The sequence below is a fragment of the Streptomyces scopuliridis RB72 genome (assembly GCF_000718095.1).
Classification (GTDB): domain Bacteria; phylum Actinomycetota; class Actinomycetes; order Streptomycetales; family Streptomycetaceae; genus Streptomyces; species Streptomyces scopuliridis.
The window spans coordinates 87,239-110,264 of the sequence record NZ_JOEI01000013.1 but is presented as its reverse complement, the minus strand read 5'-3'; the positions used below and the strand labels follow the sequence as shown (position 1 = coordinate 110,264).

Annotated in this window: 20 protein-coding genes and 1 riboswitch; of the genes, 12 read left to right on the top strand and 8 right to left on the bottom strand. The window is 71.8% G+C overall.

Annotation, left to right across the window (positions count from 1 at the left end; genetic code table 11):
• Positions 1 to 140: 140 nt before the first annotated feature.
• Together IF11_RS0117935 and IF11_RS0117930 are read left to right on the top strand one after the other, a co-directional pair.
• Positions 141 to 749: a TetR family transcriptional regulator gene (locus IF11_RS0117935; RefSeq protein WP_030352627.1), complete on the top strand. Its 609-nt coding sequence runs from the start codon at positions 141 to 143 to the stop codon at positions 747 to 749.
• A 151-nt stretch (positions 750 to 900) separates the two neighbouring features.
• Complete coding sequence (locus IF11_RS0117930; protein ID WP_030352626.1) at positions 901 to 2,142, top strand: S8 family peptidase; 1,242 nt, start codon at positions 901 to 903, stop codon at positions 2,140 to 2,142.
• 100 nt (positions 2,143 to 2,242) lie between these two features.
• On the opposite strand, the gene IF11_RS0117925 is transcribed toward IF11_RS0117930, so the two are convergent.
• Positions 2,243 to 4,678, bottom strand: a complete 2,436-nt coding sequence (locus IF11_RS0117925) for a lamin tail domain-containing protein (protein ID WP_078490749.1) — start codon at positions 4,676 to 4,678, stop codon at positions 2,243 to 2,245.
• A gap of 340 nt (positions 4,679 to 5,018) precedes the next feature.
• Positions 5,019 to 5,087: riboswitch (cobalamin riboswitch) on the top strand.
• 129 nt (positions 5,088 to 5,216) lie between these two features.
• Here IF11_RS0117925 and IF11_RS0117920 point away from each other — a divergent pair.
• Genes IF11_RS0117920 through IF11_RS0117900 form a run of 5 tightly spaced genes read left to right on the top strand, consistent with a single transcriptional unit; the run spans position 5,217 to position 11,002 of the window.
• Entirely contained in the window at positions 5,217 to 6,530 is a 1,314-nt protein-coding gene (locus IF11_RS0117920; protein ID WP_030352624.1) for an SCO2321 family membrane protein, read from the top strand.
• Positions 6,527 to 7,288, top strand: a complete 762-nt coding sequence (locus IF11_RS0117915) for an SCO2322 family protein (protein ID WP_051746025.1) — start codon at positions 6,527 to 6,529, stop codon at positions 7,286 to 7,288. Before IF11_RS0117920 ends, IF11_RS0117915 begins: the two co-directional genes overlap by 4 nt.
• Positions 7,285 to 8,436 carry an energy-coupling factor transporter transmembrane component T gene (locus IF11_RS0117910; RefSeq protein WP_051746024.1) on the top strand — a complete coding sequence of 384 codons (1,152 nt, stop codon included), beginning with the start codon at positions 7,285 to 7,287 and terminating at the stop codon, positions 8,434 to 8,436. The genes IF11_RS0117915 and IF11_RS0117910 overlap by 4 nt, the downstream gene beginning before the upstream one ends.
• Positions 8,433 to 10,175, top strand: a complete 1,743-nt coding sequence (locus IF11_RS0117905) for an ABC transporter ATP-binding protein (RefSeq protein ID WP_051746023.1) — start codon at positions 8,433 to 8,435, stop codon at positions 10,173 to 10,175. The genes IF11_RS0117910 and IF11_RS0117905 overlap by 4 nt, the downstream gene beginning before the upstream one ends.
• Positions 10,172 to 11,002: an ECF transporter S component gene (locus IF11_RS0117900; RefSeq protein ID WP_030352620.1), complete on the top strand. Its 831-nt coding sequence runs from the start codon at positions 10,172 to 10,174 to the stop codon at positions 11,000 to 11,002. The genes IF11_RS0117905 and IF11_RS0117900 overlap by 4 nt, the downstream gene beginning before the upstream one ends.
• 67 nt (positions 11,003 to 11,069) lie before the next feature.
• Here the strand turns inward: IF11_RS0117900 and IF11_RS0117895 are convergent, their stop codons facing one another.
• Positions 11,070 to 13,133: a bifunctional glycosyltransferase 87/phosphatase PAP2 family protein gene (locus IF11_RS0117895; protein ID WP_078490748.1), complete on the bottom strand. Its 2,064-nt coding sequence runs from the start codon at positions 13,131 to 13,133 to the stop codon at positions 11,070 to 11,072.
• 258 nt (positions 13,134 to 13,391) lie between these two features.
• Here IF11_RS0117895 and IF11_RS0117890 point away from each other — a divergent pair, with 258 nt between their 5' ends.
• Positions 13,392 to 14,060 carry an O-methyltransferase gene (locus IF11_RS0117890; RefSeq protein WP_030352618.1) on the top strand — a complete coding sequence of 223 codons (669 nt, stop codon included), beginning with the start codon at positions 13,392 to 13,394 and terminating at the stop codon, positions 14,058 to 14,060.
• A gap of 43 nt (positions 14,061 to 14,103) precedes the next feature.
• Here IF11_RS0117890 and IF11_RS0117885 read toward each other — a convergent pair whose 3' ends face one another.
• Positions 14,104 to 16,152: an MDR family MFS transporter gene (locus tag IF11_RS0117885; RefSeq protein WP_030352617.1), complete on the bottom strand. Its 2,049-nt coding sequence runs from the start codon at positions 16,150 to 16,152 to the stop codon at positions 14,104 to 14,106.
• 239 nt (positions 16,153 to 16,391) lie between these two features.
• On the opposite strand from IF11_RS0117885, the gene IF11_RS0117880 reads away from it, so the two are divergent.
• From IF11_RS0117880 to IF11_RS0117865, 4 genes are all read left to right on the top strand, one after another.
• Positions 16,392 to 16,724 (top strand): hypothetical protein, encoded by a 333-nt coding sequence (locus IF11_RS0117880; protein ID WP_030352616.1) that lies wholly within the window; start codon positions 16,392 to 16,394, stop codon positions 16,722 to 16,724.
• Positions 16,721 to 17,620 (top strand): VOC family protein, encoded by a 900-nt coding sequence (locus IF11_RS42125; RefSeq protein WP_240627857.1) that lies wholly within the window; start codon positions 16,721 to 16,723, stop codon positions 17,618 to 17,620. Before IF11_RS0117880 ends, IF11_RS42125 begins: the two co-directional genes overlap by 4 nt.
• 57 nt (positions 17,621 to 17,677) lie before the next feature.
• A complete protein-coding gene (locus IF11_RS0117870; RefSeq protein WP_030352614.1) occupies positions 17,678 to 17,950 on the top strand; it encodes a DUF4873 domain-containing protein in 273 nt (90 codons plus the stop codon).
• Positions 17,951 to 18,024: 74 nt separating this feature from the next.
• Positions 18,025 to 18,267: a DUF2277 domain-containing protein gene (locus IF11_RS0117865; RefSeq protein WP_030352613.1), complete on the top strand. Its 243-nt coding sequence runs from the start codon at positions 18,025 to 18,027 to the stop codon at positions 18,265 to 18,267.
• Between the two features lie 177 nt (positions 18,268 to 18,444).
• Here IF11_RS0117865 and IF11_RS0117860 read toward each other — a convergent pair whose 3' ends face one another.
• From IF11_RS0117860 to IF11_RS0117840, 5 genes are all read right to left on the bottom strand, one after another.
• Positions 18,445 to 18,861: a VOC family protein gene (locus IF11_RS0117860; RefSeq protein WP_030352612.1), complete on the bottom strand. Its 417-nt coding sequence runs from the start codon at positions 18,859 to 18,861 to the stop codon at positions 18,445 to 18,447.
• Positions 18,862 to 18,871: 10 nt separating this feature from the next.
• The gene (locus IF11_RS0117855; RefSeq protein ID WP_051746022.1) at positions 18,872 to 19,363 is read right to left on the bottom strand and encodes a helix-turn-helix domain-containing protein; all 492 of its coding nucleotides are present in this window, start codon (positions 19,361 to 19,363) and stop codon (positions 18,872 to 18,874) included.
• A 99-nt stretch (positions 19,364 to 19,462) separates the two neighbouring features.
• A complete protein-coding gene (locus IF11_RS0117850) occupies positions 19,463 to 20,107 on the bottom strand; it encodes a DedA family protein (RefSeq protein WP_030352610.1) in 645 nt (214 codons plus the stop codon).
• A gap of 178 nt (positions 20,108 to 20,285) precedes the next feature.
• Positions 20,286 to 20,732: a DoxX family protein gene (locus tag IF11_RS0117845; protein WP_030352609.1), complete on the bottom strand. Its 447-nt coding sequence runs from the start codon at positions 20,730 to 20,732 to the stop codon at positions 20,286 to 20,288.
• 67 nt (positions 20,733 to 20,799) lie between these two features.
• Positions 20,800 to 22,941 carry an FAD/NAD(P)-binding protein gene (locus IF11_RS0117840; protein ID WP_078490762.1) on the bottom strand — a complete coding sequence of 714 codons (2,142 nt, stop codon included), beginning with the start codon at positions 22,939 to 22,941 and terminating at the stop codon, positions 20,800 to 20,802.
• Positions 22,942 to 23,026: the final 85 nt, after the last annotated feature.

The following is a 23,026-nucleotide window of genomic DNA, read 5'->3' as shown; positions in this document are numbered from 1 at the left end:
TCGTCCACGGCTTCGAATCTACCGGCAGGTAGCGTCGCGGCATCCGCCGGAGCAGGTGATTCGTGCCACGGCGGGTGTCTGCCATGCTGTGCGGTCCCGAGGCGGCCAAACATTCAGACGCGTTCAGTGGAGTGGGACAGATGGCAGCGGAAGTCAGACCGGCGTCACCCCCGCTGACGCGCCGCCAGGAGGCCCGGCGCCGCCGGATCCTGGACGCCACCACCCTGCTGGCCTGCCGGGGCGGTTTCGACGCCGTACAGATGCGTGAGGTCGCCGAGGAGGCCGGGGTCGCCCTCGGGACTCTCTACCGGTACTTCCCCTCGAAGGTGCATCTGCTGGTCGCGACGATGCAGGATCAGCTGGAGCATCTGCACACCACGCTGCGCAAGCGGCCGCCCGCGAGCGACAGTCCGGCCGAGCGGGTGGCCGAGACGCTGCTGCGGGCCTTCCGGGCGCTCCAGCGGGATCCGTATCTGGCCGACGCGATGGTACGGGCGCTGACCTTCGCGGACCGTGGGGTACGCGACGAGGTGGACCGGGTCATCGGGCGGACGACCGCGATCATCCTCGACGCGATCGGCCCGTCCATCGGTCCGCAGGGCCCCACGCCCGAGCAGCTCTCCGCCGTACGCGTCGTGGAACACACCTGGCACGCGGCCCTGATCACCTGGCTCTCGGGCCGGGCCACCATCGCGCAGGTGAAGTCGGACATCGAGACGGTCTGCCGGCTGATCGACCTGACGGTCTGACGGTCTGACGGTCTGACGGCACCCGCCGGGCCTGTTGCTCCATCCGGTGGTCATCGCTCAAGCAGCGCGCGTGTTGTGGACGAAGGACGGGTGTTCATACCTCGCGGGTCCACGCCGACCGCGATCGATTCCCGTCATCCAAGGAGCATGTATGCGTCTCAGCGCGCGCTGGGCATCCGCCGCCGTTCTGCTGCTCGCCCCCCTGATCAGCGGCACCAGCGGCACCGACGCCACGGCCGACCCCCGGGAGAACCTCGTCCCGGTCGAGCGTTCCTCCAACGCGGTCCCCGGCCAGTACATCGTCACCCTCAAGCCCGGGTTCTCGCCGGCCACCGTCCTGCGGCAGTTCGGTCTCAGCCCGCTGTTCACCTACGAGAAGGTCCTGCACGGATTCACCGCCACCTTCTCCGCGACCCAGCTGTCCCAGGTGCGCGCGCTCCCGGCCGTCCGGGCCATCGAGGAGAACAGCAGGGTCACCGTCAACCCGACATCGACCCGGCCCGGACAGTGGCGGGCCGAGCAGGCGGCGTCGGAACAGGCGCAGTCGGAACAGGCGCAGGCCCGGGTACCGGCGCAGAGCTGGGGACTGGACCGGATCGACCAGCGCCGACTGCCGCTCGACGGCCGGTTCACGGTGAACGGCACCGGCAAGGGCGTCACGGCGTACATCGTCGACACCGGAATCGAGACCGCCCACAGCGAGTTCGGCGGTCGCGCCACCGTCGGCTTCGACGCCATCTCCGACGGACGCATGGGCCAGGACTGCAACGGCCACGGCACCCATGTCGCGGGCACCACGGGCGGCGCGACCTATGGCGTGGCCCGCGCCGCCTCCCTCGTCGCCGTCCGTACGCTCGACTGCAAGGGCAGCGGCACCTGGGCCGGGGTCATCGCGGGCTTCGACTGGGTGGCCAAGAACGCCAGACAGCCCGCGGTCCTCAACGCCTCCCTCGGCGGCCCCTCGTCCAGCGCGGTCGACAGGGCGGTCAACGCCGTCGCGGCCCAGGGCGTGCTGCCCGTCGTCGCGGCCGGCAATGACGCGGTGGACGCCTGCACCATCTCCCCCGCGGGTGCCGAGAGCGTCTACACCGTCGGCGCGACCGACCGCGAGGACCAGGAGGCCCGGTTCAGCAACCGCGGCACCTGTCTGGAGACATACGCCCCGGGCGTCGCCATCGTCTCCGCCAGGCTCGGCGGCGGCTCCGTCGCGCTGAACGGCACCTCCATGGCCAGCCCCCATGTCGCCGGGGTCGCGGCCCTCTACAAGGAGTGGGACCCGTCCGCCACCCCGAAGGAGGTGGCGAACTGGCTCACCGCGCAGAGCACCAAGGACGTGGTGTTCCCCATCAGCGCCGGCTCCCCCAACCGTCTCCTCTACACCGACGCTCTCTGAGAGCGGTGGTCCGAAGACGGTCTGACGGCGATCCGAACGCGGCCGTGGCGTGTACGCGAGATGCGTACACGCCACGGTGCGGTTAAGCCCGGAAAACGGCTCACTTGATGCGGACGACCTGCGGGTCGTGGTCGCTCGCCTGGTCGGCGAACTCCGCGTTGATGTGCACCACGTCGTACGCGGGCTTCTTGATGGCGGGGCTGACCAGGATGTGGTCCAGCGTCTGCGAGTTGCCGTCGTAGACGTAGCTGTAGCGCTCGTTCTTCGGCAGCGCGTCCATCAGGTCGGTGAGGATCTTGCCCTGGGTGAGGGTGGTGACCGGCTTGGAGAACTGGTAGTCGTTCAGGTCACCGAGGACGACGACCTTGGCCTGCTTGTCCTTGGCGAGCAGGTCGGCGACGAAGTCGTGGACCTCCTTCGCCTGGGTCAGCCGCTGGGTCTCGGAGCCGAGGGTCGGCGGCTGGAAGGCGCCGTGCGTCGGCTGGTCGCCGCCCTTGGAGTTGAAGTGGTTGCCGACCACGAAGACCTGCTCGCCGCGGAAGGTGAACTCCCCGACCAGCGGCTTGCGGCTGCTCTTCCAGGCGGTCGACGTCGGGTTGATCCGGCCCGGGGACACGGACAGCGTGATGTCCTTGCCGTTCTTGCCGGTGGTGACGACCTTCGTGGCGGTGGTGGCGTCGCCGCCCGGCCGGTCCACGAAGCCGACGCGCTTCGGGTTGAAGAGGAAGACGTTACGGATGTTGCCGCCCGGCTCACCGCCGTCGGCCTTGTCCGCCGGGTCGACGGAGCGCCAGTCGTACGCCGGGCCGCCCGCCGCCTGGATCGCGGCGACGAACTGCGCGAGGGTCTTGTCCGCGGCGACCGTACCGTCGTCCTTGGCGCCGTTGTTGTCCTGGATCTCCTCCAGGCTCACGATGTCCGGCGTGGCGAGGTTCTTGACGATGCCCTCGGCGAGCCGGTCGAACTTGGCCTGCGGGTCGGTCGGGTCGAGGTTCTCGACGTTGTACGTGGCGACCGACAGCTCGTCGGTCTTGCCCTTCGTGGCCACCTCCGGCTTGAGACCGCCGGACTTGACCGTGCCCAGGGTGGTCGCCTGGAGGCCGTACCCACCGTAGTTGGCGTAGTCCAGCGGGCCGGTGGTCGTACCCGCGAGGGTGTCGCCCACATTGGCCGCGGGCTTGTCGCCGGTCAGCGAACCGATCAGCAGACGGCCCGAGTTCACCTCGGCGTACGAGGGGTAGACGGTGCCGCCGCGCGGGGTCGGGTTCTGCTTGGGCTTGGTGGTGACCCACGTCTCGCCGTACGCGTTGGAGGCACCCACCACCCGGCTGTCGCCGATCTGGACGAGCATGCCCTCACGGGACTCGAACCAGTCCAGCGCGTAGCTGCCGGGCTTCAGCGGGAGCGACTCGATGCTGAGCCCCTTCGCGTCCGGCGCGTACGTCTCGGGCAGCGTCGTGGCGTCGATCAGCTCGGCCGCCGGCAGCGGGTTGCCGGAGGACAGGACGACCGTGGTCGCGCCGGTCAGCTCGGTGACGGACTGGCTGCCCGAGCTCTGGCCGCCCGGGTAGTACTCGGTGACCTTGGCGGTGACCAGGACCGAGTCGCCGGCCTTCACCTGCGGGGTGGAGGAGCCGGTGAAGACGAAGACGCCCTCGCTGGTGGCGGGGTTGTCGTCCGGCGCGGTGTCCTGGATCCAGAAGCCGCGCGAGGAGCCGGTGCCGCGGACCGCGGTGACCACGCCCGGGACGTTGGTGACGGTCTTTCCGGCCTGCGGGGAGATCCGAGTGGCGCCCTGGATGTCGTGGATCCGCAGCTCGCCGGGGGTGGTGTTGGTGGGCGAGGGGGTGGGGGACGGCTCGCCGCCACCGCCGCCCGCGCCCGTGCTGTTGCGCGGGGTCGGCGTCGCGCCGGAGAAGTCGGCGGAGTTGTTGTCCGTGTCGGTGAGCGCCGCGTCGCGGGCCACCGAGTGGGTGTTGTCGGCGCCGGTGGCGGGAGAGGTCTCCCGGACGGCGGCGGTGCCGAAGCCGACCAGGTCCTTGACGTTGGTGTCGGCCGCGCAGTCCGCCGCGGTCAGGCAGGTCAGCGGGGTGGTGGAGCGAACGAGCGCGATGGTGCCGCTGCTCGCCGACATGGCGATGGTGCCGGCCGCGTCGGGGGCGGGCAGCGCGGTGTCGCCGCCGGATCCCTTCGCCTCCTCGATGAGATAGCTGCCACCCGCGGGGATGGCGCCGTTGATCTCGGTGACCTGCCACTTGGAGGTGGAGGTGGGCGAGCCGCTCAGGTACTGGACGGACCAGCCGGTGAGGTCGAAGGGACCGTCGCCCGCGTTGCCCAGCTCGATGAAGTCGTTGGTGAGGGTGGCACCGGAGTTCCCGCCGCCGCCGAACACCTCGGAGATGACGGCGTCCGGGGACGGCGTCGCCTGCGCGGTGAACGGAAGCACGATGAGCGATCCGGCCAGGCCGACGGGGAGCGCCACGGCGATCGCCTTGGCACGCCGGCCACGCAGGGCCGGGGGTATGGATGGGGACACGGTGAGCTCTTCCTTGCGAATGTGACGTGTGGGATACGTGCGAGTCGTACAAGCAGCGCACGAAGTGTGAGAACCCTGAAAGTCGGCTCAAGATACGCGCGTAGATAGAGCGACAACAAGAGTCCGTGTCCAGGAAATGGCAAGTGTTTCCCGACTGTTCGCCGGATTTAACCTGGTTGTCGGAGAAGAGAGTCGTACGAAGGTCCGGCAGCCGAGTGCGTGGCAGGCAGAGTACCGGCGTCGCGGGCCGTTCGCGAAGGCCCCCTCCCGGGGCATCCGCCCGGAGCGGGCCGCGTCAGGGCCGGTAGAGTGAGCGAGTCGTCATCATGCCCGTATGGAGGGAAGCCGGTGCGAAACCGGCGCTGACCCGCAGCCGTGAGCCGCCTTTCCCGGTGGCGAGCCGGAATGCTCCGTACGCGGTCGTGACCGGCTCGTGCCATCGGAAGCCGCCGGTGGCCGGCATCGTCGAGGAATACGTTGCCGGGAGGGGCCGCTGGTGTGCCCGCGCCCGGCTCCCGCAGGAGAGGCCCCGCCCGCCATGACCACCGTCCGCCGCTGCGCAGCGGCGCTCGCCGCATCCGCCGTGCTCTGTGTGGCGCTCGCCCCGGCCGCCGTCGCGGGGGGCGATGTGCCGGCCGCCCCCGGCGCGTCCCCGTCCGCCGATCCCGCCCCCGAACCCTCTCCGGCCGAGCCCGCGCCGGTCGTGATCCCGCCGGGTCTGTACGGCGAGAAGGACCCGACATACGACGGGGTCTGGCGGCAGTCGCTGGCGATGATGGGCCAGTTCGCGGCGCACGTCCGGCCCGCGAACCAGGCGGTGGCCTGGCTGAAGGGCCAGCAGTGCGCCAACGGCGCGTTCCCCGCGTACCGTCCCGCTCCCGCGACGCCCTGCGACGCGAAGACGATGGTCGACTCCAACGCCACCGCCGCGGCCATCCAGGCGCTCTCCACGCTGGGCGGGCAGCGGCCCGCCATGGACAGAGCGATCGCCTGGCTGCGGTCCGTACAGAACAAGGACGGCGGCTGGAGCTACACCCCCGGCACCCCGAGCGACGCCAACTCCACCTCGCTGGTGATCGGCGCGCTGACCGCCGCGGGGGTACGGCCCACGGCGGTACGGTCCCCCGAGGGGAAGAACGCCTACGACGCGCTGGTGGGTCTCGCGATCCCGTGCACCACCGCGTCGGGCGCGGACGCCGGTGCCTTCGCGTACCAGCCGGACACCGCCGGGAAGCTGTCCGCCAACGACGACGCCACCGCGGCGGCCGTGCTCGCCGGGGTCGGCAAGCGGCTGGTGAGCGGTCCCGTGAAGGCGGGCCCCGCGCCGGAGTGTGTCCCCGCGGCGGACCTCTCGCCGGAGCGCGCGGCCCGTAACGGCGCCGCCTATCTGGCCTCCGCGCTCGCGGCCACCGGCCATCTCGACCTGCCGCCGATGCCCGGCGCCGACGACAGCGCGCCCCAGCCCGACATCGGGAACACGGCGGAAGCGGTCCTGGCCCTGACGGCCACCGGTTACGGGGACCAGGCCAACCGGGCGCTGGAGTGGCTGAAGCAGAACAGCGGCGCGTGGGCGCAGGAGAACGGCCCGGCCGCCTACGCGCAGTTGATCCTCGCCGCCCATGCCACGGACACGGATCCGCGCAACTTCGGCGGTATCGATCTCGTGGAGCGGCTGAACGCGACCGGGCCCGCGCCGAAGACCATCGCCGTACCGGCCTCGCCGGCCGCCGCGGCGAACACGAGCGTCGACGACGGCGGGCGCGCCGTGCTGTGGCTCATCGTGATGGGGCTGGTCGTGGCCGGCTACATCGGCTTCCGGATCAGCATCCGCAGGAAGACCGCCCGGCCGTGATCCGCACCCGCGCCTCCGCCCTCATACGCACCTTCGCCTGTCTGGTGGTTGTGGCGCTCGGCGCCGTCGTCGCAGGGGCGGGGACGTCCCAGGCGGCCGGTTACCGCTACTGGTCGTTCTGGGAGAGCGACGGCGCGACGTGGACGTACGCCACCCAGGGCCCGGCCATGGCGCGGCCCGCCGACGGCGCGGTCAACGGCTTCCGCTTCGCGGTGAGCGCGGACAGCGGGGACGCGGACCGGCCGCGCGAGACACCGGACTTCGCGGCGGTCTGCGGCGCCACGCCCGCCAGGGACGGCCACAAGCGGATCGCCGTCGTCATCGATTCCGGAACGTCCGCCGACGCCCCGGACGGGGAGAAGCCGCCCGCGCTCCGGGCGGAGTGCGCCCGGGTGGGCGAGGACGCGACGAGCGCGGAGGCGCTCGCGGCGGTGGCGAAGCCGCTGCGCTACAACAGCGAGGCGCTGCTCTGCGCGATCGCCGGGTATCCGGCGTCGGGGTGCGGCGAGCAGGTGGCGGCGGACGGAGGGGCGGAGCCGACGCCGACTCCGCCGCCCACGGGGACACTGACGCTGCCTCCGGCGTACCCCACGGAGCTGACAGCCGGCGGCATGACCGGCAGCGACAGCCGGACCGCGGTCGCCCACCGCACCACGAGTGACGGCGACGGTCCGTCCTTCGGCCTCTTCACCGGGATCGCCGCGGTGGTCGTCCTCGCCGCCGCCGCTTTCTGGCGGGCCCGCCGCGAACGCGGATGAGCCGCGCCGTCAACCGCGCCGCCACCTTCCGCGCGCCCGAGGCGAACCGCTCCAACGCCCTGCACGCCGGGGCCTGGTGGCTGTGGGCGCTCGGGCTGGCCGTCGCCGCGTCCCGTACGACCAATCCGCTGCTGCTCGGGCTGCTGGTCGGGGTCGCGGGCTATGTGGTGGCGGCCCGCCGTACCGACGCGCCCTGGGCCCGTTCGTACGGCGCGTTCATCAAGCTGGGGCTGGCGGTGATCGTCATCAGGCTGCTGTTCTCGGTCTTCCTCGGCTCGCCGGTGCCCGGCGAGCGTGTCCTGATCACCCTGCCCGAAGTGCCGCTCCCCGACTGGGCGGCGGGGGTACGGATCGGTGGCCGGGTGACGGCCGAGCAGCTGGTCTTCTCGCTGTACGACGGCGCGAAGCTGGCCACGCTGCTGATCTGCGTGGGCGCGGCGAACGCGCTCGCCAGCCCGGCCCGGCTGCTCAAGTCGCTGCCGGGCGCGCTGTACGAGGCCGGGGTCGCCGTCGTCGTCGCCATGACCTTCGCACCGAACATGGTCGCCGATGTCGGGCGGCTGCGCACCGCCCGCAGGCTGCGCGGCCGGCCCACCGGCGGGGTCCGGGCGGTGCTCCAGATCGGACTGCCGGTCCTGGAGGGCGCGTTGGAGCGTTCGGTGGCGGTCGCCGCCTCGATGGACGCCCGCGGCTACGGACGTACGGCCGAGGTCCCGCGCGCCGTACGCACCACCACCACCGCGCTCACGCTCGGCGGGCTGCTGGGCGTCTGCGCCGGTTCGTACGCGCTGCTCGCCGCCGAGGGCGCGGGCTACGGGCTGCCGCTGCTGGGCGCCGGGGTGGCCGCCGCGCTGGCCGGGCTGCGGCTCGGCGGCCGGCGCTCGGTCCGTACCCGCTACCGCCCCGACCGCTGGGGCGTCCGCGCCTGGCTGGTGGCGGGGTCGGGCGCGGCCGTCGCGGCGCTGATGATCCGGGCGGGCGCCGTCGATCCGGCGGCGCTGCATCCCGGGGTCGTACCGCTGGAGGCGCCGGTGCTGCCGCTCTGGCCGGCGGCGGGGGCGCTGCTCGGACTGCTGCCCGCGTTCGTCGCGCCCGTACCCGCCCCGTCCCCGGCGGCACTTCCCTCACAGAGAAAGACAGCGTCGTGATCCGGTTCGAGCAGGTGTCGGTGACGTACGGCGATGCCCCCGCGCCCGCGATCGGCGGGGTCGATCTCACCGTGCCCGAGGGCGAACTCGTCCTGCTCGTCGGCCCCTCCGGGGTCGGCAAGTCGACTTTGCTGGGGACGGTGTCCGGTCTCGTCCCGCACTTCACCGGCGGCCTGCTGCGCGGCCGGGTGACCGTCGGCGGCCGGGACACCCGTACCCACAAGCCGCGCGAACTCGCCGATCTGGTCGGCACGGTGGGCCAGGACCCGCTGGCGCACTTCGTCACCGACACCGTCGAGGACGAGCTGGCGTACGGCATGGAGTCGCTCGGCCTGGCGCCCGATGTGATGCGGCGCCGTGTCGAGGAGACGCTCGATCTGCTGGGCCTGGCCGAGCTGCGCGACCGGCCGATCGCCACGCTCTCGGGCGGGCAGCGGCAGCGGGTCGCGATCGGTTCCGTACTGACCCCGCACCCCAGGGTGCTGGTGCTCGACGAACCGACCTCGGCGCTGGACCCGGCGGCGGCCGAGGAGGTCCTCGCCGTACTGCAACGGCTGGTGCACGACCTCGGTACGACGGTCCTGCTCGCCGAACACCGGCTGGAACGGGTGGTGCAGTACGCGGACCAGGTCATCCTGCTGCCGGGCCCCGGACTGCCCCCGGTGGTCGGGGACCCGGAGCGGATCATGGCGGTCTCGCCGGTGTATCCGCCGGTGGTGGCGCTGGGCCGGCTGACCGGCTGGCAGCCGCTGCCCCTGTCCGTACGGGACGCGCGGCGCCGGGCGGCGGGTCTGCGGGAGCGGCTGGCGGGCCGCGAGCCGGAGCCGGTGGACGGTACGGGGACGGCCGCGCCCCCGGCGGCGACGGCCGCCCGTACCCCGCTCGGCAGACTCCTGCGCCGCCGCGCGACGACGGCGAAGGACGGCGCCCCCGACCGCACGGGACCACTCGCGGTCGTTTCCGGTCTCGGGGTACGGCGCGGCCGGACCGAGGCGCTGCGCGAGGTGTCGCTGACCGTCGCGCCGGGCGAGACCATCGCGCTGATGGGCCGTAACGGCGCGGGCAAGTCCACGCTGCTCTCCGCCCTCGTCGGGATGGTCGCCCCGGCCGCCGGATCCGTCCTCGTCGGGGACCGCGCCCCGCACCGTACCCAGCCGGGCGAGCTGATCCGGCACGTCGGTCTCGTACCGCAGGAGCCGCGCGATCTGCTGTACGCCGACACGGTCGCGGCCGAGTGCGCGGCGGCGGACAGCGACGCGGGCGCGACGGACGGCAGTTGCCGCGCGCTGGTCCATGAGCTGCTGCCCGAGGTGGCGGACGCGACCCACCCGCGCGATCTGTCCGAGGGGCAGCGGCTGGCGCTGGCCCTCGCGGTCGTCCTGACCGGACGGCCGCCGCTGCTGCTCCTGGACGAGCCGACGCGGGGCCTGGACTACGCGGCGAAGGCCCGGCTCGTCGGGGTGCTGCGCGCGCTGGCGGCCGAGGGACACGCGATCGTTCTGGCGACCCACGATGTGGAGCTGGCCGCGGAGCTGGCGCACCGGGTGGTGATCCTGGCCGACGGCGAGATCGTGGCGGACGGCCCGACGTCCCGGGTGGTGGTCTCGTCGCCGGCCTTCGCGCCACAGGTGGCGAAGGTCATGGCCCCGCAGGAGTGGCTGACGGTGACTCAGATACGTACGGCGCTCGCGGCTACGGCCGCTACGGCTCCGGCGCGGGAACCGGAGGGGACGGAATGACGGCGCCGGCCCCCCGGGCTCGCGCCATGCGGCTCGGCCCGCGCGCGGTCTGCGCCCTCGCCCTCATCAGCGCGATCGGGGTGGTCGCCTTCGGCTGGCCGCTGCTCGCCGACTCCGCGTCCGGACTCGCGCACTCCCAGGACGCGCCCTGGCTCTTCGCCGCGCTGCTCCCGCTCCTCGTCGGCGTCGTCGTCGCGACGATCGCCGATTCCGGGCTGGACGCGAAGGCGGTGGCGATGCTGGGGGTGCTGGCCGCCGTCGGGGCGGCGCTGCGGCCACTGGGAGCCGGTACGGCGGGACTTGAGCCGATGTTCTTCCTGATGGTGCTGAGCGGCCGGGTCCTCGGGCCGGGGTTCGGTTTCGTGCTCGGCTCGGTCACGATGTTCGCGTCCGCGCTGCTGACGGGCGGGGTCGGGCCGTGGATGCCGTTCCAGATGCTGGCGATGGGCTGGTTCACGATGGGCGCGGGGCTGCTTCCGGGCCCCGGCCGGCTGCGGGGGCGGGGCGAGCTGCTGATGCTCGCGCTGTACGGGGCGTTCGCGGCGTTCGCGTACGGCACGGTCATGAACCTCCAGGGGTGGACGTATATCGGCGGGCTCTCCTCCGGGGTCTCCTTCCATCCGGGCGATCCGGTCCACGACAATCTGGCGCGTTTCCTGGCGTACTGCGCGGCGACGTCCCTCGGCTGGGACCTCGGCCGGGCGGCGCTGACGGTCGTCCTGACCCTGACCATCGGCGCGACGGTGCTCAAGGCTCTGCGGAGGGCGACGCGCCGGGCCGCATTCGAGGCGGAGGCGCGGTTCGAGGACCCGGCGACCGGCGCCTGAGACCTGATCTGCCGCTAGGGCCTGTCTTCAAAGTAGCCCCGGGCAGGCGGGACTTTGAAGACAGGACCTAGGGCCTGGCCGGTGTCCGCTCCGCGGCGCCGCCCGTGTCACGGGTACCCGCGCCCTTCTCCCCCTCCGGGAACGGATCGGCCTTCACGAGCGCGCCCGCCCGTGGCAGCAGCTTCCGCGGGCCCGCCAGCAGATACGTCAGGCCGAAGCCGGCCCCCACCACCGCCGCGCCGCCCACCGCGTCGAGCACCCAGTGGTTGGCGGTGGCGACGATCGCGCACACCGTGAAGAGCGGGTGGAGCGCCCCGAGCAGTTTCATCCACGCCTTGGGCGCCAGGACGACGATCACCACACCGCACCACAGCGACCAGCCGAAGTGCAGCGACGGCATCGCCGCGTACTGGTTGGTGAGTGAGGTCAGCGCCCCGTAGTCCGGGTTGGTCAGATCCTGCGGGCCGTGCGCGGTGTCGATGAAGCCGAGGCCGGGCATCAGCCGCGGCGGGGCCAGCGGGTAGAGCCAGAAGCCGACCAGCGCGAGCACCGTGGCGAAGGCGAGGGAGGAGCGCGCCCAGCGGTAGTCCGCCGGGCGGCGTACGTACAGGACGCCGAGGATCGCCAGCGGCACCAGGAAGTGGAAGGACGAGTAGTAGAAGTTGAAGAAGCTCTCGGCCCACTTCAGGTCCACGACCGTGTGGTTGACCCAGCGCTCGATGTCGATCCCGAGCGCCCGCTCGATCGAGTGGATCTGCCGGCCGTGTTCCTCGGCGGCCTCGCGACCGCCCGTCGCGGCGAGCCGGATCTGGGTGTACACGGAGAAACCGACCCGGATGGCGAGCACTTCGAGCAGCAGGTTCGGCCGGCTGAACAGCCGCTTCCAGAACGGTGCCAGCGGTATCCGGCCCCAGCGCGCGGGCACGGGCCGCGCGTACTCGGTCGGGACGGGCTTGTCGAAGTACGGCGCGGTACGCGTCAGGAACGGCACCGCGCAGGCCGCCGCCAGCGCCGCGACGAGTGGGGCGTTCTCCCGCAGGGGCACGAGCACCCCCACGTTCGGCAGGAGCATCGTCCCCGGCAGCGTCATCACCAGCACCACGACCACAGGCCACACCAGCCGGTCCCTGGCCTGTGTTCCCACCCGGCCGACCAGCGCCAGCAGCACCCACAGCAGTTGGTGCTGCCAGGCCGTCGGCGAGACGGCGATCGCGACACAGCCGGTCAGCGCCACCGCGAGCAGCAGCTGGCCGTCGCGCGCGTAACGGACCGCGCGCCGCAGCCCGAGAAAGACGACGACCGCGGCCAGCGCGACGAACAGCACCACTTCCAGGGGCCCTTCCAGGCCGATCCTGAGCAGCGCGCCGTGCAGGGACTGGTTGGCGAGACTGTCGGGGCGCTCACCGAGGCCCGCGCCCGCCACATGGTGCACCCAGTACGCCCACGAGTCGCCCGGCATCGCGAACCACGCCACCGCCGTACTGGCGGCGAAGACCCCGGTCGTCGTCACGGCGGCCCGCTTGCGGCCGGTCAGCCAGAGCAGCGGTACGAAGAGCAGCACGGCGGGCTGGAGCGCCGCGCCGATGCCTATCAGCACCCCGGAGCCGCGTCCGCCCCGCGCGACGAAGCAGCCGAGCAGCACCAACAGGACGGGAATGATGCTGGTCTGGCCGAGCGAGAAGCTGTTGCGTACGGGCAGCGACAGCATCAGCAGACTGATCGCGACCGGCGCGGCCAGCAGTCCGGTACGGCGTGACACCCGGCCGGGGAGGGCACGGGCCGCGACGAGACCGAGGGCGACGACCAGCAGGAGCGTCCCGAAGGTCCACGCGATCCCGAGGCTCTGTTCGGCCGAGCGCGCCAGCGGTTTGAGCACGAGGCCGGCGAACGGTGTCCCGGTGAACCTCCCGGTGTCGTACAGCGAACCCGTCACATGCAGCACGCCGTTCTCACCGATCCAGGTCTCCAGATCGGTCAGCCGTTCACCGGGCGGATGGCGGAGCACCGCCGCCGCCTGTCTGACCGCCAGTACGGCGGCGACCAGCCAGAGAACCGCGCGGGCCGTACCGAAACCGGTCCCCGCCGTCCCCGCCGCCGCACCGCCGTGCACGCTGTGCTCCGCATTCACCACGCCGCGCCGACCCTCCGTCCGTTAACGCCGTCCCCGGGGCTTAGAGCCTCGCATTGCCCCGTCGTAAGGACTCAGGCAACCCCCACTTCGCCTGACTGTCATCCACGTTTTGTCCTGATGCCCCTGATTTCCGGACGTGCGAGGACCCCGAGACGGCCCGGCGACGGACAATAAGTCCGGTATCCCCTGTCCCCTCTCTCCCATCCCCTCTCTCCCATCCCCTCTCTCCGTCACCTCCCGTACCGACGAAAGGCCCTCATGTCCCAGGAGCAGTGGAACGCGGTCGACCGCTACTTCACCGATCAGCTCGCACCCGCCGACGAAGCGCTCTCGGCCGCCCTCGCCGCGAGCGACGCGGCCGGCCTGCCCGCCATCAACGTCGCGCCCAACCAAGGCAAGTTGCTGCACCTGCTGGCCCGTATCCAGGGCGCGCGCACGGTCCTCGAAATCGGCACACTCGGCGGCTACAGCAGCATCTGGCTGGCCCGCGCGCTGCCGGAGGACGGAAAGCTGATCTCGCTGGAGTACGACCCCGCCCACGCCGAGGTGGCGCGCGCCAATCTGGCGCACGCGGGTCTCGACAGGATCGCCGAGGTCAGGACCGGGGCCGCGCTGGAGACGCTGCCCGTGCTCGCGGCCGAGGACGCGGGCCCCTTCGATCTCGTCTTCATCGACGCGGACAAGCAGAACAATCCGCACTATGTGGAGTGGGCGCTGAAGCTCACGCGTCCCGGCAGCGTCATCATCGTCGACAACGTCGTACGGAACGGGGCGGTCACCGACGCGGACAGCACCGACGCCTCCGTACAGGGCACGCGGCGCGTGATCGAGCTGATGGCGGAGCACCCGCGGCTGTCCGCGACGGCGGTGCAGACGGTGGGCTCCAAGGGGTACGACGGCTTCGCGCTCGCCCGCGTACTCGCCTGACCCGCCCGGACCGCCGGGGCTCACGCCACCCTGAAGCCAGACCCTAGGCGGCGTGATCCCTGGGCGGCCCCGGGACGCGTGGCCGTTCGCTGTCGGAGCCGCACAGCTCGCTGGTGAGCTCGTGCACCAGCCGCACCAGATCCGTCGGCCGGTCGGGCCCCCACCAGTCCCCCAGCAACTCCGCCAGAGAGTCCTCGCGCGCCTTCGCCAGCACCTCGGCCATCTCCGCGCCCCGTTCACTGAGCGTCAGCCCCAGCCCCTCGCGCCGCGCCAGCCCGCGCACCTCCAGCTGCCGGGACGCGTCGGTGATGGTCCTGAGCGGTACGGGCGTGACGTCCGCGAGCAGGCCGGGTTCGACCGAGCCATGGCGTCGGATGCGCAACAGCAGCCAACTGGCCGCCGGGAGCAGGTCGTACCCCGCCTTCGCGGTGATCGTCTCGTAGATCCGCCGACGGCCCTCGCGGGTGCCGAGGACCGACAGGGCGCGGGCGCACTCGTCGCGCGAGGAGCGCTCGACCGGGTTGGACGCCAGGGTCTCGGTGATCTCCGGGGCGGTCACCGAGCCGCGCAGCTTGTCCTCCTTGAGGAACCACGCGACGAGGAAGCCGAGGAGCACGACCGGCACGGCGTACAGGAAGACATCGGTGATGGAGGTCGCGAACGCGTTCAGGACGGGGGGCCGCAGCGCGGCGGGCAGCCGGGCGATGGCATGCGGATCGGCCGTGATGTCGGCCGGCGCCACACCCGGCGGCAGCGTCTTGCCGGCCAGCGCCGCGCTGATCTCGCCGCTGAGCAGATTGCTGAAGATCGTCCCGAAGATGGCGACGCCGAAGGAGGCGCCGATCGAGCGGAAGAAGGTGGCGCCCGAGGTGGCGACGCCCAGATCCTGATAGCTGACGGAGTTCTGGACGGCCAGGACGAGGATCTGCATGACCAGTCCGAGCCCGGCGCCGAAGACGAAGAGATAGGCGCTCATCTCCCAGGTGCCGGTGAACTCGGTGAGCTGGTGGAGCAGCAGCAGTCCGATGGCGGTGATGCCGGTGCCGAGGATGGGGAAGACCTTCCAGCGGCCGGTGCGGCTGACGATCTGCCCGGAGAGGGTGGAGGTGATCAGCAGCCCGAGCACCATGGGCAGCAGATGCACCCCGGACAGGGTCGGGCTCACGCCCTGCGCCACCTGGAGGAACGTCGGCAGATATGTCATCGCGCCGAACATCGCGAAGCCGACGATGAAGCTGATGACCGCGACCAGCGTGAAGGTCCTGAGCCGGAAGAGCCGCAGCGGCAGTACGGGTTCGGCCGCGCGCCGCTCGACCCGTACGAAGACGGCGAGGAGCAGCAGTCCGAGGACGGCGAGTCCGATGATCTCGGGCGAGCCCCAGGCCCAGGTCGTGCCGCCGAGCGAGGCGACGAGCACGAGACAGATGGCGACGGACGCGATCAGGAACGTGCCGAGATAGTCGATGGTGTGCTTGGTCCTGTGCACCGGGATGTGCAGGACGGTGGCGATGACGACCAGGGCGACGACGCCGACGGGCAGATTGATGTAGAAGACCCAGCGCCAGCTGAGGGACTGGGTGAAATAGCCGCCGAGCAGCGGGCCGAGCACGCTGGTCGCGCCGAAGACCGCCCCGAACAGGCCCTGGTACTTGCCGCGTTCGCGCGGCGAGACGATATCGCCGACGATCGCCATCGACAGCACGATCAGCCCGCCGCCGCCCAGTCCCTGGAGCGCGCGGAAGCCGATGAGCTGGGGCATGTTCTGGGCGATGCCGCAGAGCGCGGACCCGATGAGGAAGATGACGATCGCGGTCTGGAAGAGCTTCTTGCGGCCGTACTGGTCACCGAGTTTGCCCCAGAGGGGCGTGGCGGCGGTCGAGGCCAGCAGATAGGCGGTGACCACCCAGGACAGATGCTCCAGGCCCCCGAGGTCGCTGACGATGGTCGGCAGCGCGGTGGAGACGATGGTCTGGTCGAGCGCGGCGAGCAGCAGGCCGAGAAGCAGGGCGCCGATGGCGACGAGCACACCGCGCGGGTTCTGGCCCTCGCCGGGGGCCGGGCTCAGGGCAGGGGTGCTCACTTCCTGGACCATGGGGGTATCTCCTTCTGAGCCATGCGCCGAGCCATGGGCGGAGCCATCGGGCATCTCCTCGGGTTCGCCCAATCTCCATCCTGGCCGCTTCGCACCGTTCTGTCCCGTTGTGCCGTACGAGGCACCCGTCTCCTCCCGCGCCTCTCGCGCACGGCGGACCCGCCGGGATGCCCGGGCGTCGTACTCCGTTCGAATACGGGCTGCATAATCGGCGGCAGTTCAAGGGGAGGGAACCCACGTTGACCGGACAGCTCTGTCCCGAATGCGGTACGCCGCGGGCCGCGGAAGACGGACCCGGCTGCGACTGCGGGGAACGCGGCGCGCGATCCGGGACCTACGCGCGAGGATCCGAGAAGAGCGCGACAGAGCGGGCCGCCGCGATCGCGGCGGCCGAGGACTTCGATCCGCTGCGGATACGGCCGTACGTGACGCTCGACGCGGGGCCCGAGGCGCCGAGGTCGTTCCGCACGGCGGGCCCGCTGCCGCCGCTCGCGCCGACGAGTACCCCCGCGGCAACCCCGGTCCCGGCCGGAGGCGGCGAGGACCACCCGGCGCCGCGGCGGTGGCGGTGATCGGTACGGTGGCGTTCGCCGGGAAGGTCCTCTCGCAGGACGCCGGGGCGGAACGCGCACGGCCCGACAAGGCGCACACCTGGCTGCCGTCGATGAGCCCGCGGGACACCTCGCCGCCCGCGGTGACGCCCACCCCGGCCCCTACCCCGTCGCCGACACCGCCGGCCGCAGCGCCCCCGCCGCGTACCCCGACCCCGACTCCAAGTGTGTCGCGGTCGGCCATCGCGAAGGCACCGTCGCCCTCCGCCCCGAAGACCATGAACGAGCCGCCCCGGGAACCCGACCGGGCGCCGGCGGGCAACTCGCTCGGTCCGGGCGACTCCGGGCCCGAGGTCGTGGAGCTTCAGCGGCGGCTGGCGGAGATCCGGCTCTTCTACGGCAGCCCCGACGGCCGGTACGACGACCGCGTTGCGGGTGCCGTCGGGCTCTATCACGGCCGGACAGGACCTAGGTCCTGCCGGGCCCTACGGGACGGCCGGGTTCGAATCGCTACGCTGTGGCGCGTGGCAGGCATGCGCGTGGAGCGTCTCGATCATCTCGTCCTCACCGTCGCCGATATCGACGCGACCGTCGATTTCTACACCCGGGTCCTCGGCATGGAGCCGGTCACGTTCGGCGGCGGGCGGCGCGGGCTGGCCTTCGGGCAGAGCAAGATCAATCTGCATCGGGCGGGCCATGAGTTCGAGCCGAAGGCCGAGCGGCCGACGCCGGGCAGCGCGGACCTCTGTTTCGTGGTCGCGGACCCACTCGAACGGGTGATCGCCGAGCTGGCGGCCCAGGGGGTCCCGGTCGAGGAGGGCCCGGTGGAGCGTACGGGGGCGCTGGGGCCGTTCGTCAGCGTGTACGTACGCGACCCCGACGGCAATCTCGTGGAGCTCAGCAAGTACCCCGGCTGACGGACCGCGCGTGCCGACGTGGTGAGAGACCGGCGCCTGTGGGCGCACACTGGGGCCATGAGTAACTACCAGGGGCCCGCGACTCTTGTCGCCGGTGACTCCGAGATCGCGGTCGAGGCCACACTGAGCGCGAGCCTGTCGGGTGAGGTGCGCCAGTGGGGCGGCAGCGTACAGACCGGGGACGCGGGGGAGGCCCTGCGTGCGGCGCTGGACAGCGGAGACGTACGCATCCGGTTCCCCGACGGCCAGGAAGGCGCCGTCGTGGCCACGCATACGGCCATCGGCAGTGGCCGGCTGCGGGTCTCGGGGAGCGGCACGATTCCGTTCTAGCCGGGCCGTGCCGGGCCGGGCCCGCCCGGCTCGGGGGCCTGACGGGCGCGCACCGCATCGGTCACACTGGAAACATGTGCCGCAGTATCAAGACCCTCCGCCCGCCCGTACTCCCCGAAGAGGCCACCGAGGAGGACATCCGCGCCGCCGCCCTCCAGTACGTACGCAAGGTCTCCGGTTTCCGTGCGCCCGCCACGCACAATCGCGAGGTCTTCGAACAGGCCGTCGCCGAGATCGCGGAGTCGACCGCGAAGCTCCTCCGGGGCATCGAGGTCCGGGGAGGAGCGGCCCGTACCGCGCCCCGGGCCGTCTCCTGACGGTCTCGCGCGCCCACACGTTCGCTCAGGTGCGACGGAGGTCGGCGGGCCGGTAGCGGGCTTTGATGTGGAAGCGCTCGCCCGCGCACTCTGGCCGGCGCGGCGCGGCACGGCCGGCAGGTCACCGCGGTCGACATCTCCCGGGCCGCCCCACGACACCCCTGCCGGCGGGCAGGCCTACTTGTCGGGGCGCTGGTTGAAGCGCAGCATGTTGCCCGCGGGATCGCGGAAGGCGCAGTCGCGGACGCCGTACGGCTGGTCGACCGGCTCCTGCAGCACCTCGGCGCCCGAGGCCTGGATACGTTCGAAGGTGGCGTCGCAGTCGTCGGTCGAGAAGATCACGCCGCGCAGCATGCCCTTGGCCAGCAGCTCCGCCATGGCCTGCTTGTCGGCCGGCGAGGCGTTCGGGTTCGCGGCGGGGGGTTCGAGCACGATCTCCACGTCGGGCTGCGACGGCGAGCCCACCGTCACCCAGCGCATCCCCTCGAACCCGACGTCGTTGCGCACCTCGAATCCGAGCACGTCCCGGTAGAAGGCGAGCGCCTTGTCGTGGTCGTCGACGGCGATGAAGCACTGCGAAAGTCTGATGTCCATGCGGTTCACGCTACGGGCGGGCCGCGCGCTCCGCCTCCCCGGTCCTGACCTCCTCCCCGGTCCTGACCTCCTCCCCGGTCCTGACCTCCTCCCCGGTCCTGACCGGGTCCGCGTTCCTGACCGGTCGCGTGAAGATCTTGGCGACGCAGGGCGGGATGGCCGCGCTCTCGTCATGGCGGCGGGCCCGGTACGCGCTCGGGCTCTCGCCCACCAGCTCGGTGAACCGCGAGCTGAACGACCCCAGCGACGTGCACCCGACCGCGAAGCAGACCTCCGTCACCGACAGATCGCCACGCCGCAGCAGGGCCTTGGCCCGCTCGATCCTGCGGGTCATCAGATAGCGGTACGGCGTCTCCCCGAACGCGGCGCGGAAGCTGCGGGAGAAGTGGCCGGACGACATATGGGCCGCGCGTGCCAGCGCGGGGACATCGAGCGGCTCCGCGTAGTCGCGGTCCATCTGGTCGCGGGCCCGGCGGAGCCGAACCAGGTCCGATAGCGTCACCGGACCAGCATCGCACGACCGCCCTGCGGCGTATCGCCGTCGCGGCGTGACAGGGCTTACGCCAGCAGGAGCTGGGCCCAGGGCCCGTCCGGACGGGCCCTAGGCGGTCGCCGGTGCCGGGCTCGGGCGCCGTATGACGTACGCGGCGAGCGCGCCCGCCGCGAACAGGGCCAGTACGGATACGCCCGCGCCGATCCAGGTCGTCCCGAGCCACCGGCCGCCGTAGTAGCCGAGGCCCGCGCTGTAGCCCGTCCACGCGACGGCCGCCAGCGCCGACCAGGGGAGGAACTCCTTCACCTTGCGGTGGGCCGCTCCCGCGCCCAGGGAGACCACCGAGCGTCCGGCCGGTGCGAACCGGGCGATGACGACCAGGATTCCGCGGCCCCCGCTGAGCGCCCCGCCGAGACGTTCCTGCGCGGTGGTCAGGCGGCGGGAGCGGGCGATGGCCCGGCCGAGCCGGTCACCGCCGCGCCGGGCGAGCCGGAAGGCGACCAGGTCGCCGAGTACGGACGCGCTGAACGCGCAGAGCATCAGCAGCAGCAGCGAGGGCACTTCGTCCGGCACCTGCGCCACCTTGCCCGTCGCGCCCGCGACCGTGGTCGAACCGGCCGCGGCCGCGGTGGCGGCCGTGATCACCAGAACGCCGCTGGGCAGCACCGGAAGGAACACGTCGAGCAGTACGGAGAGGGCCACGACAGCGTAGATCCATGGGCTGCCCGTCAGCGACCCCAGACTCTCCAGCACCTACGTCACTTCCCGCCCGGTCCCGTTGACAGCGCCTCGATGTCGCAGGGGAGCGGCAGTTGGCGGCTGCGGCCTGCCAGCGTACGCGTGTGCGGGAGCGGGAGGCCGGCCGGGGCCCGACCTGTCGGTGCCCGGACCTGGCTGGGGCGGGGTCCGGGCACCGGGGTACCGGTACGGATCAGGCGGCCACGGCCGTGCGCTGATCCCGCCTCTCCTCCCCGGACCCGCCCCGGGAGCCGCGCTCTCCGAACAACTGGTCCAGGGCGAACGCCCCTGGCCCGGTGAAGACGATCAGCAGGAACGCCCAGCAGAACATGGCCGCGGGTTCGCCGTTGTTCTCTATGGGGAAGAGGCCATCGCCCTGGTGCACGTTGAAGTACGCGTACGCCATGGAGCCGGAGGCCACCAGCGCCGCCACCCGGGTGCCGAGACCGAGCAGTACGAGGGCCCCGGCCACGAGCTGGATGACGGCGGCGTACCAGCCCGGCCAGGCGCCGGTGGAGACGGTGTCCTTGGCGAAGTACCCGAAGAGCGAAGCCGCGCCGTGGCAGGCGAAGAGGAGCCCGACGACCACGCGGAACAGGCCGAGTGCGTAGGGCTGGGCGCGATTGAGGCGTGTGTACATGGGGGGTTGTACTCCTTCGATCATTGGTCTGGACCGATGAGAAGCTCCTTCCTCACGTTATGTATGCCTAATCAATGCTTGCAAGTTCAACATTCAGCTGGGGATCAATTCGCGTCGCGTATTCGGGCCGCAGGATGTCCGGTGTGCGCAGGGTGGCACGTGCCACCGCGTCGGAGTCCGAGAGCATCACCGAGTCGACGCCAGGGCGCGCGCCCGCCGCCGTCACCCAGTGGACTCCTTCCGTGGGCACCCCGAGCGCGAACCTCCGTGGGTGGGCTTCCCCCCGACGGTCTATCAGGCGGTATGGACGGCGCGTTACATCCAGCCCACCGGTTTCGTAACCGCCGACCTGGTGCGGCCGGCACTGGCCGGTCTTCAGGAGCCGTGAGAGCAACGGATCGCAACTGCGTCTGAGATCCGGTTCCGGAAGCCGGGCTTCCACGAGCGTCGTGGCATGGATCAGCGACCCCGGGACGTCGGGGGACTCGGCGGTGAACATGCCGTCCCAGGTCCGTACGGTCGTGCGCGGGCCGATCACATCCAGCACCCCCGCCTCGATCAGGGCCGCCATCTCCTCGATACGGCGGCGCGGCGGCCCGATGGAGAGGAAAGCGTTCAAAGGCGTGTACCAGCGGTCGAGATGGTCGCGCCGGGAGGTGCCGGAGAGACCGGTGTGGTCCACGATCTGCCGTATCTCATTACGGAGATCACGCAGCACGTCCAGGGCCGCCTTGACCGGGCCCGCGACATTGCCGAGCGCCGCCTGGGCCGCGTCCTCGCGCAGATGGGCGAGGAGCCAGGCGCGGTGATCGGCGGGATCGCGGAAGGTCACGCCGTCGTACGGGCGCGAGATCCGGTCCCAGGACCAGCGGTCGGCGGGGGCGATCCCGGCCTCGTCGAGGACGGCGGCCTCCTGCGGGCTGCCATGGGGCGCGGCGAGGAACCGGTCGAGGACGCGTTCCCACGAGGCCGCCGGGCGGTGGGCCGCCGTCGCTGTCGGGCCCGAAGGAGAGCCGGTGCCGGAGCCGGAACCGGTGCCGGTGCCGGTGCCGGAGCGGTCTTCCCGGGAGGCCGCGCGGAGAGTCGCCTCGTAGAAGACCGCCTCCACCTCCTTGGCGACCAGCGGCCATATCTCCTGGAGGAAATCCGCCGGGTCGCCCTCGTCCGCGCGCTTGCGGAACACCGCGATCACATCCGGGGTCAGCAGCAGCGGGCGGTGCCGGCCGGACGGTCCCTTCGCGTTGTCCCCGCGCGCCTGGTACGGGACGCCGCGCCGCGACCCCGCGTACAACTGCGGCTCACGCCCCGACGGGTGGTATACGAGAACGCCGTCGGCGTCGCGCGTGAAGAGGCCGCCCCGGCCCGCCGTCAGCAGCGCCATGTGGTCGAAGAAGTTCAGCCCGAGTCCGCGCAGCAGAACCGGTTCGCCCGGAGTGACAGCCGAGAGATCGGCATCCGCGGGGTTGGCGGGCCGCAGATAGCGGAGCCGGTGGCGGACCGCGTACTCCGCGAGGGACGCCTGGGTCTGGCCGGAAACCACCGGTAGATGGCCCTGCGCGAGCACCACGGCGCTGAGGCCGGAAATTGTCGTGCCATCGTCGAGAAAGACCGTCTGGGTGGGGCGGTGCGCGGTGGAGCTACCGGGTGTTTGGGGTGAACCGGTTGAGGTGGGTGGGGCTGACGGGTCGAGAGCCGCGCTGTCGGTGTCGTCATCGAGCCGGATCGCGCGGGCCCGGTGAACGATGACCGTCACGCTCTCCGGAGCGTTCTCTACCGTTCTGCGGAAGGCCCATTCCAGATATCGGCCATAGGTGGCGCGGCTCGGGTAGTCGTCGGGTCCGAGGCGCTCATCCGGCCGGGTAGCGGCCCACTCGTACAGGCTCGGCCCCGGGCGTATCGGGCCCTCGCACTCGACGCTGTCATCGGTGAAGACGGTCACCTGTGAGGCGACGGTGTTCATCAGCAACTCGGCGGGCTGGTCGGTGCGCCAGACGAGCCCCGCGCCCGGGGGCGCGGGGTCGATGAGATGGACGGTGAGGGGGACGTCCGGGGCCAGTTCGGGCACGGACGCGCAGAGTCTTTCGAGGACCGAGGTGCCACGGGGGCCGGCGCCGACGACTGCGAGAGAGCGGGGCAGGGGCTGCCGTACATCGCACAAAGCTGTGACTCCCGGGACGGGTGGGGTGCTGGAAGCGAATAGTCCGCTCATCATGCCGCTCGTGCATGGCGAGTTCGAACCCTTGGGTGAAGGATCACGCCGTGTGGGAATGATCACGGCAACGTTGTCGGAGGCG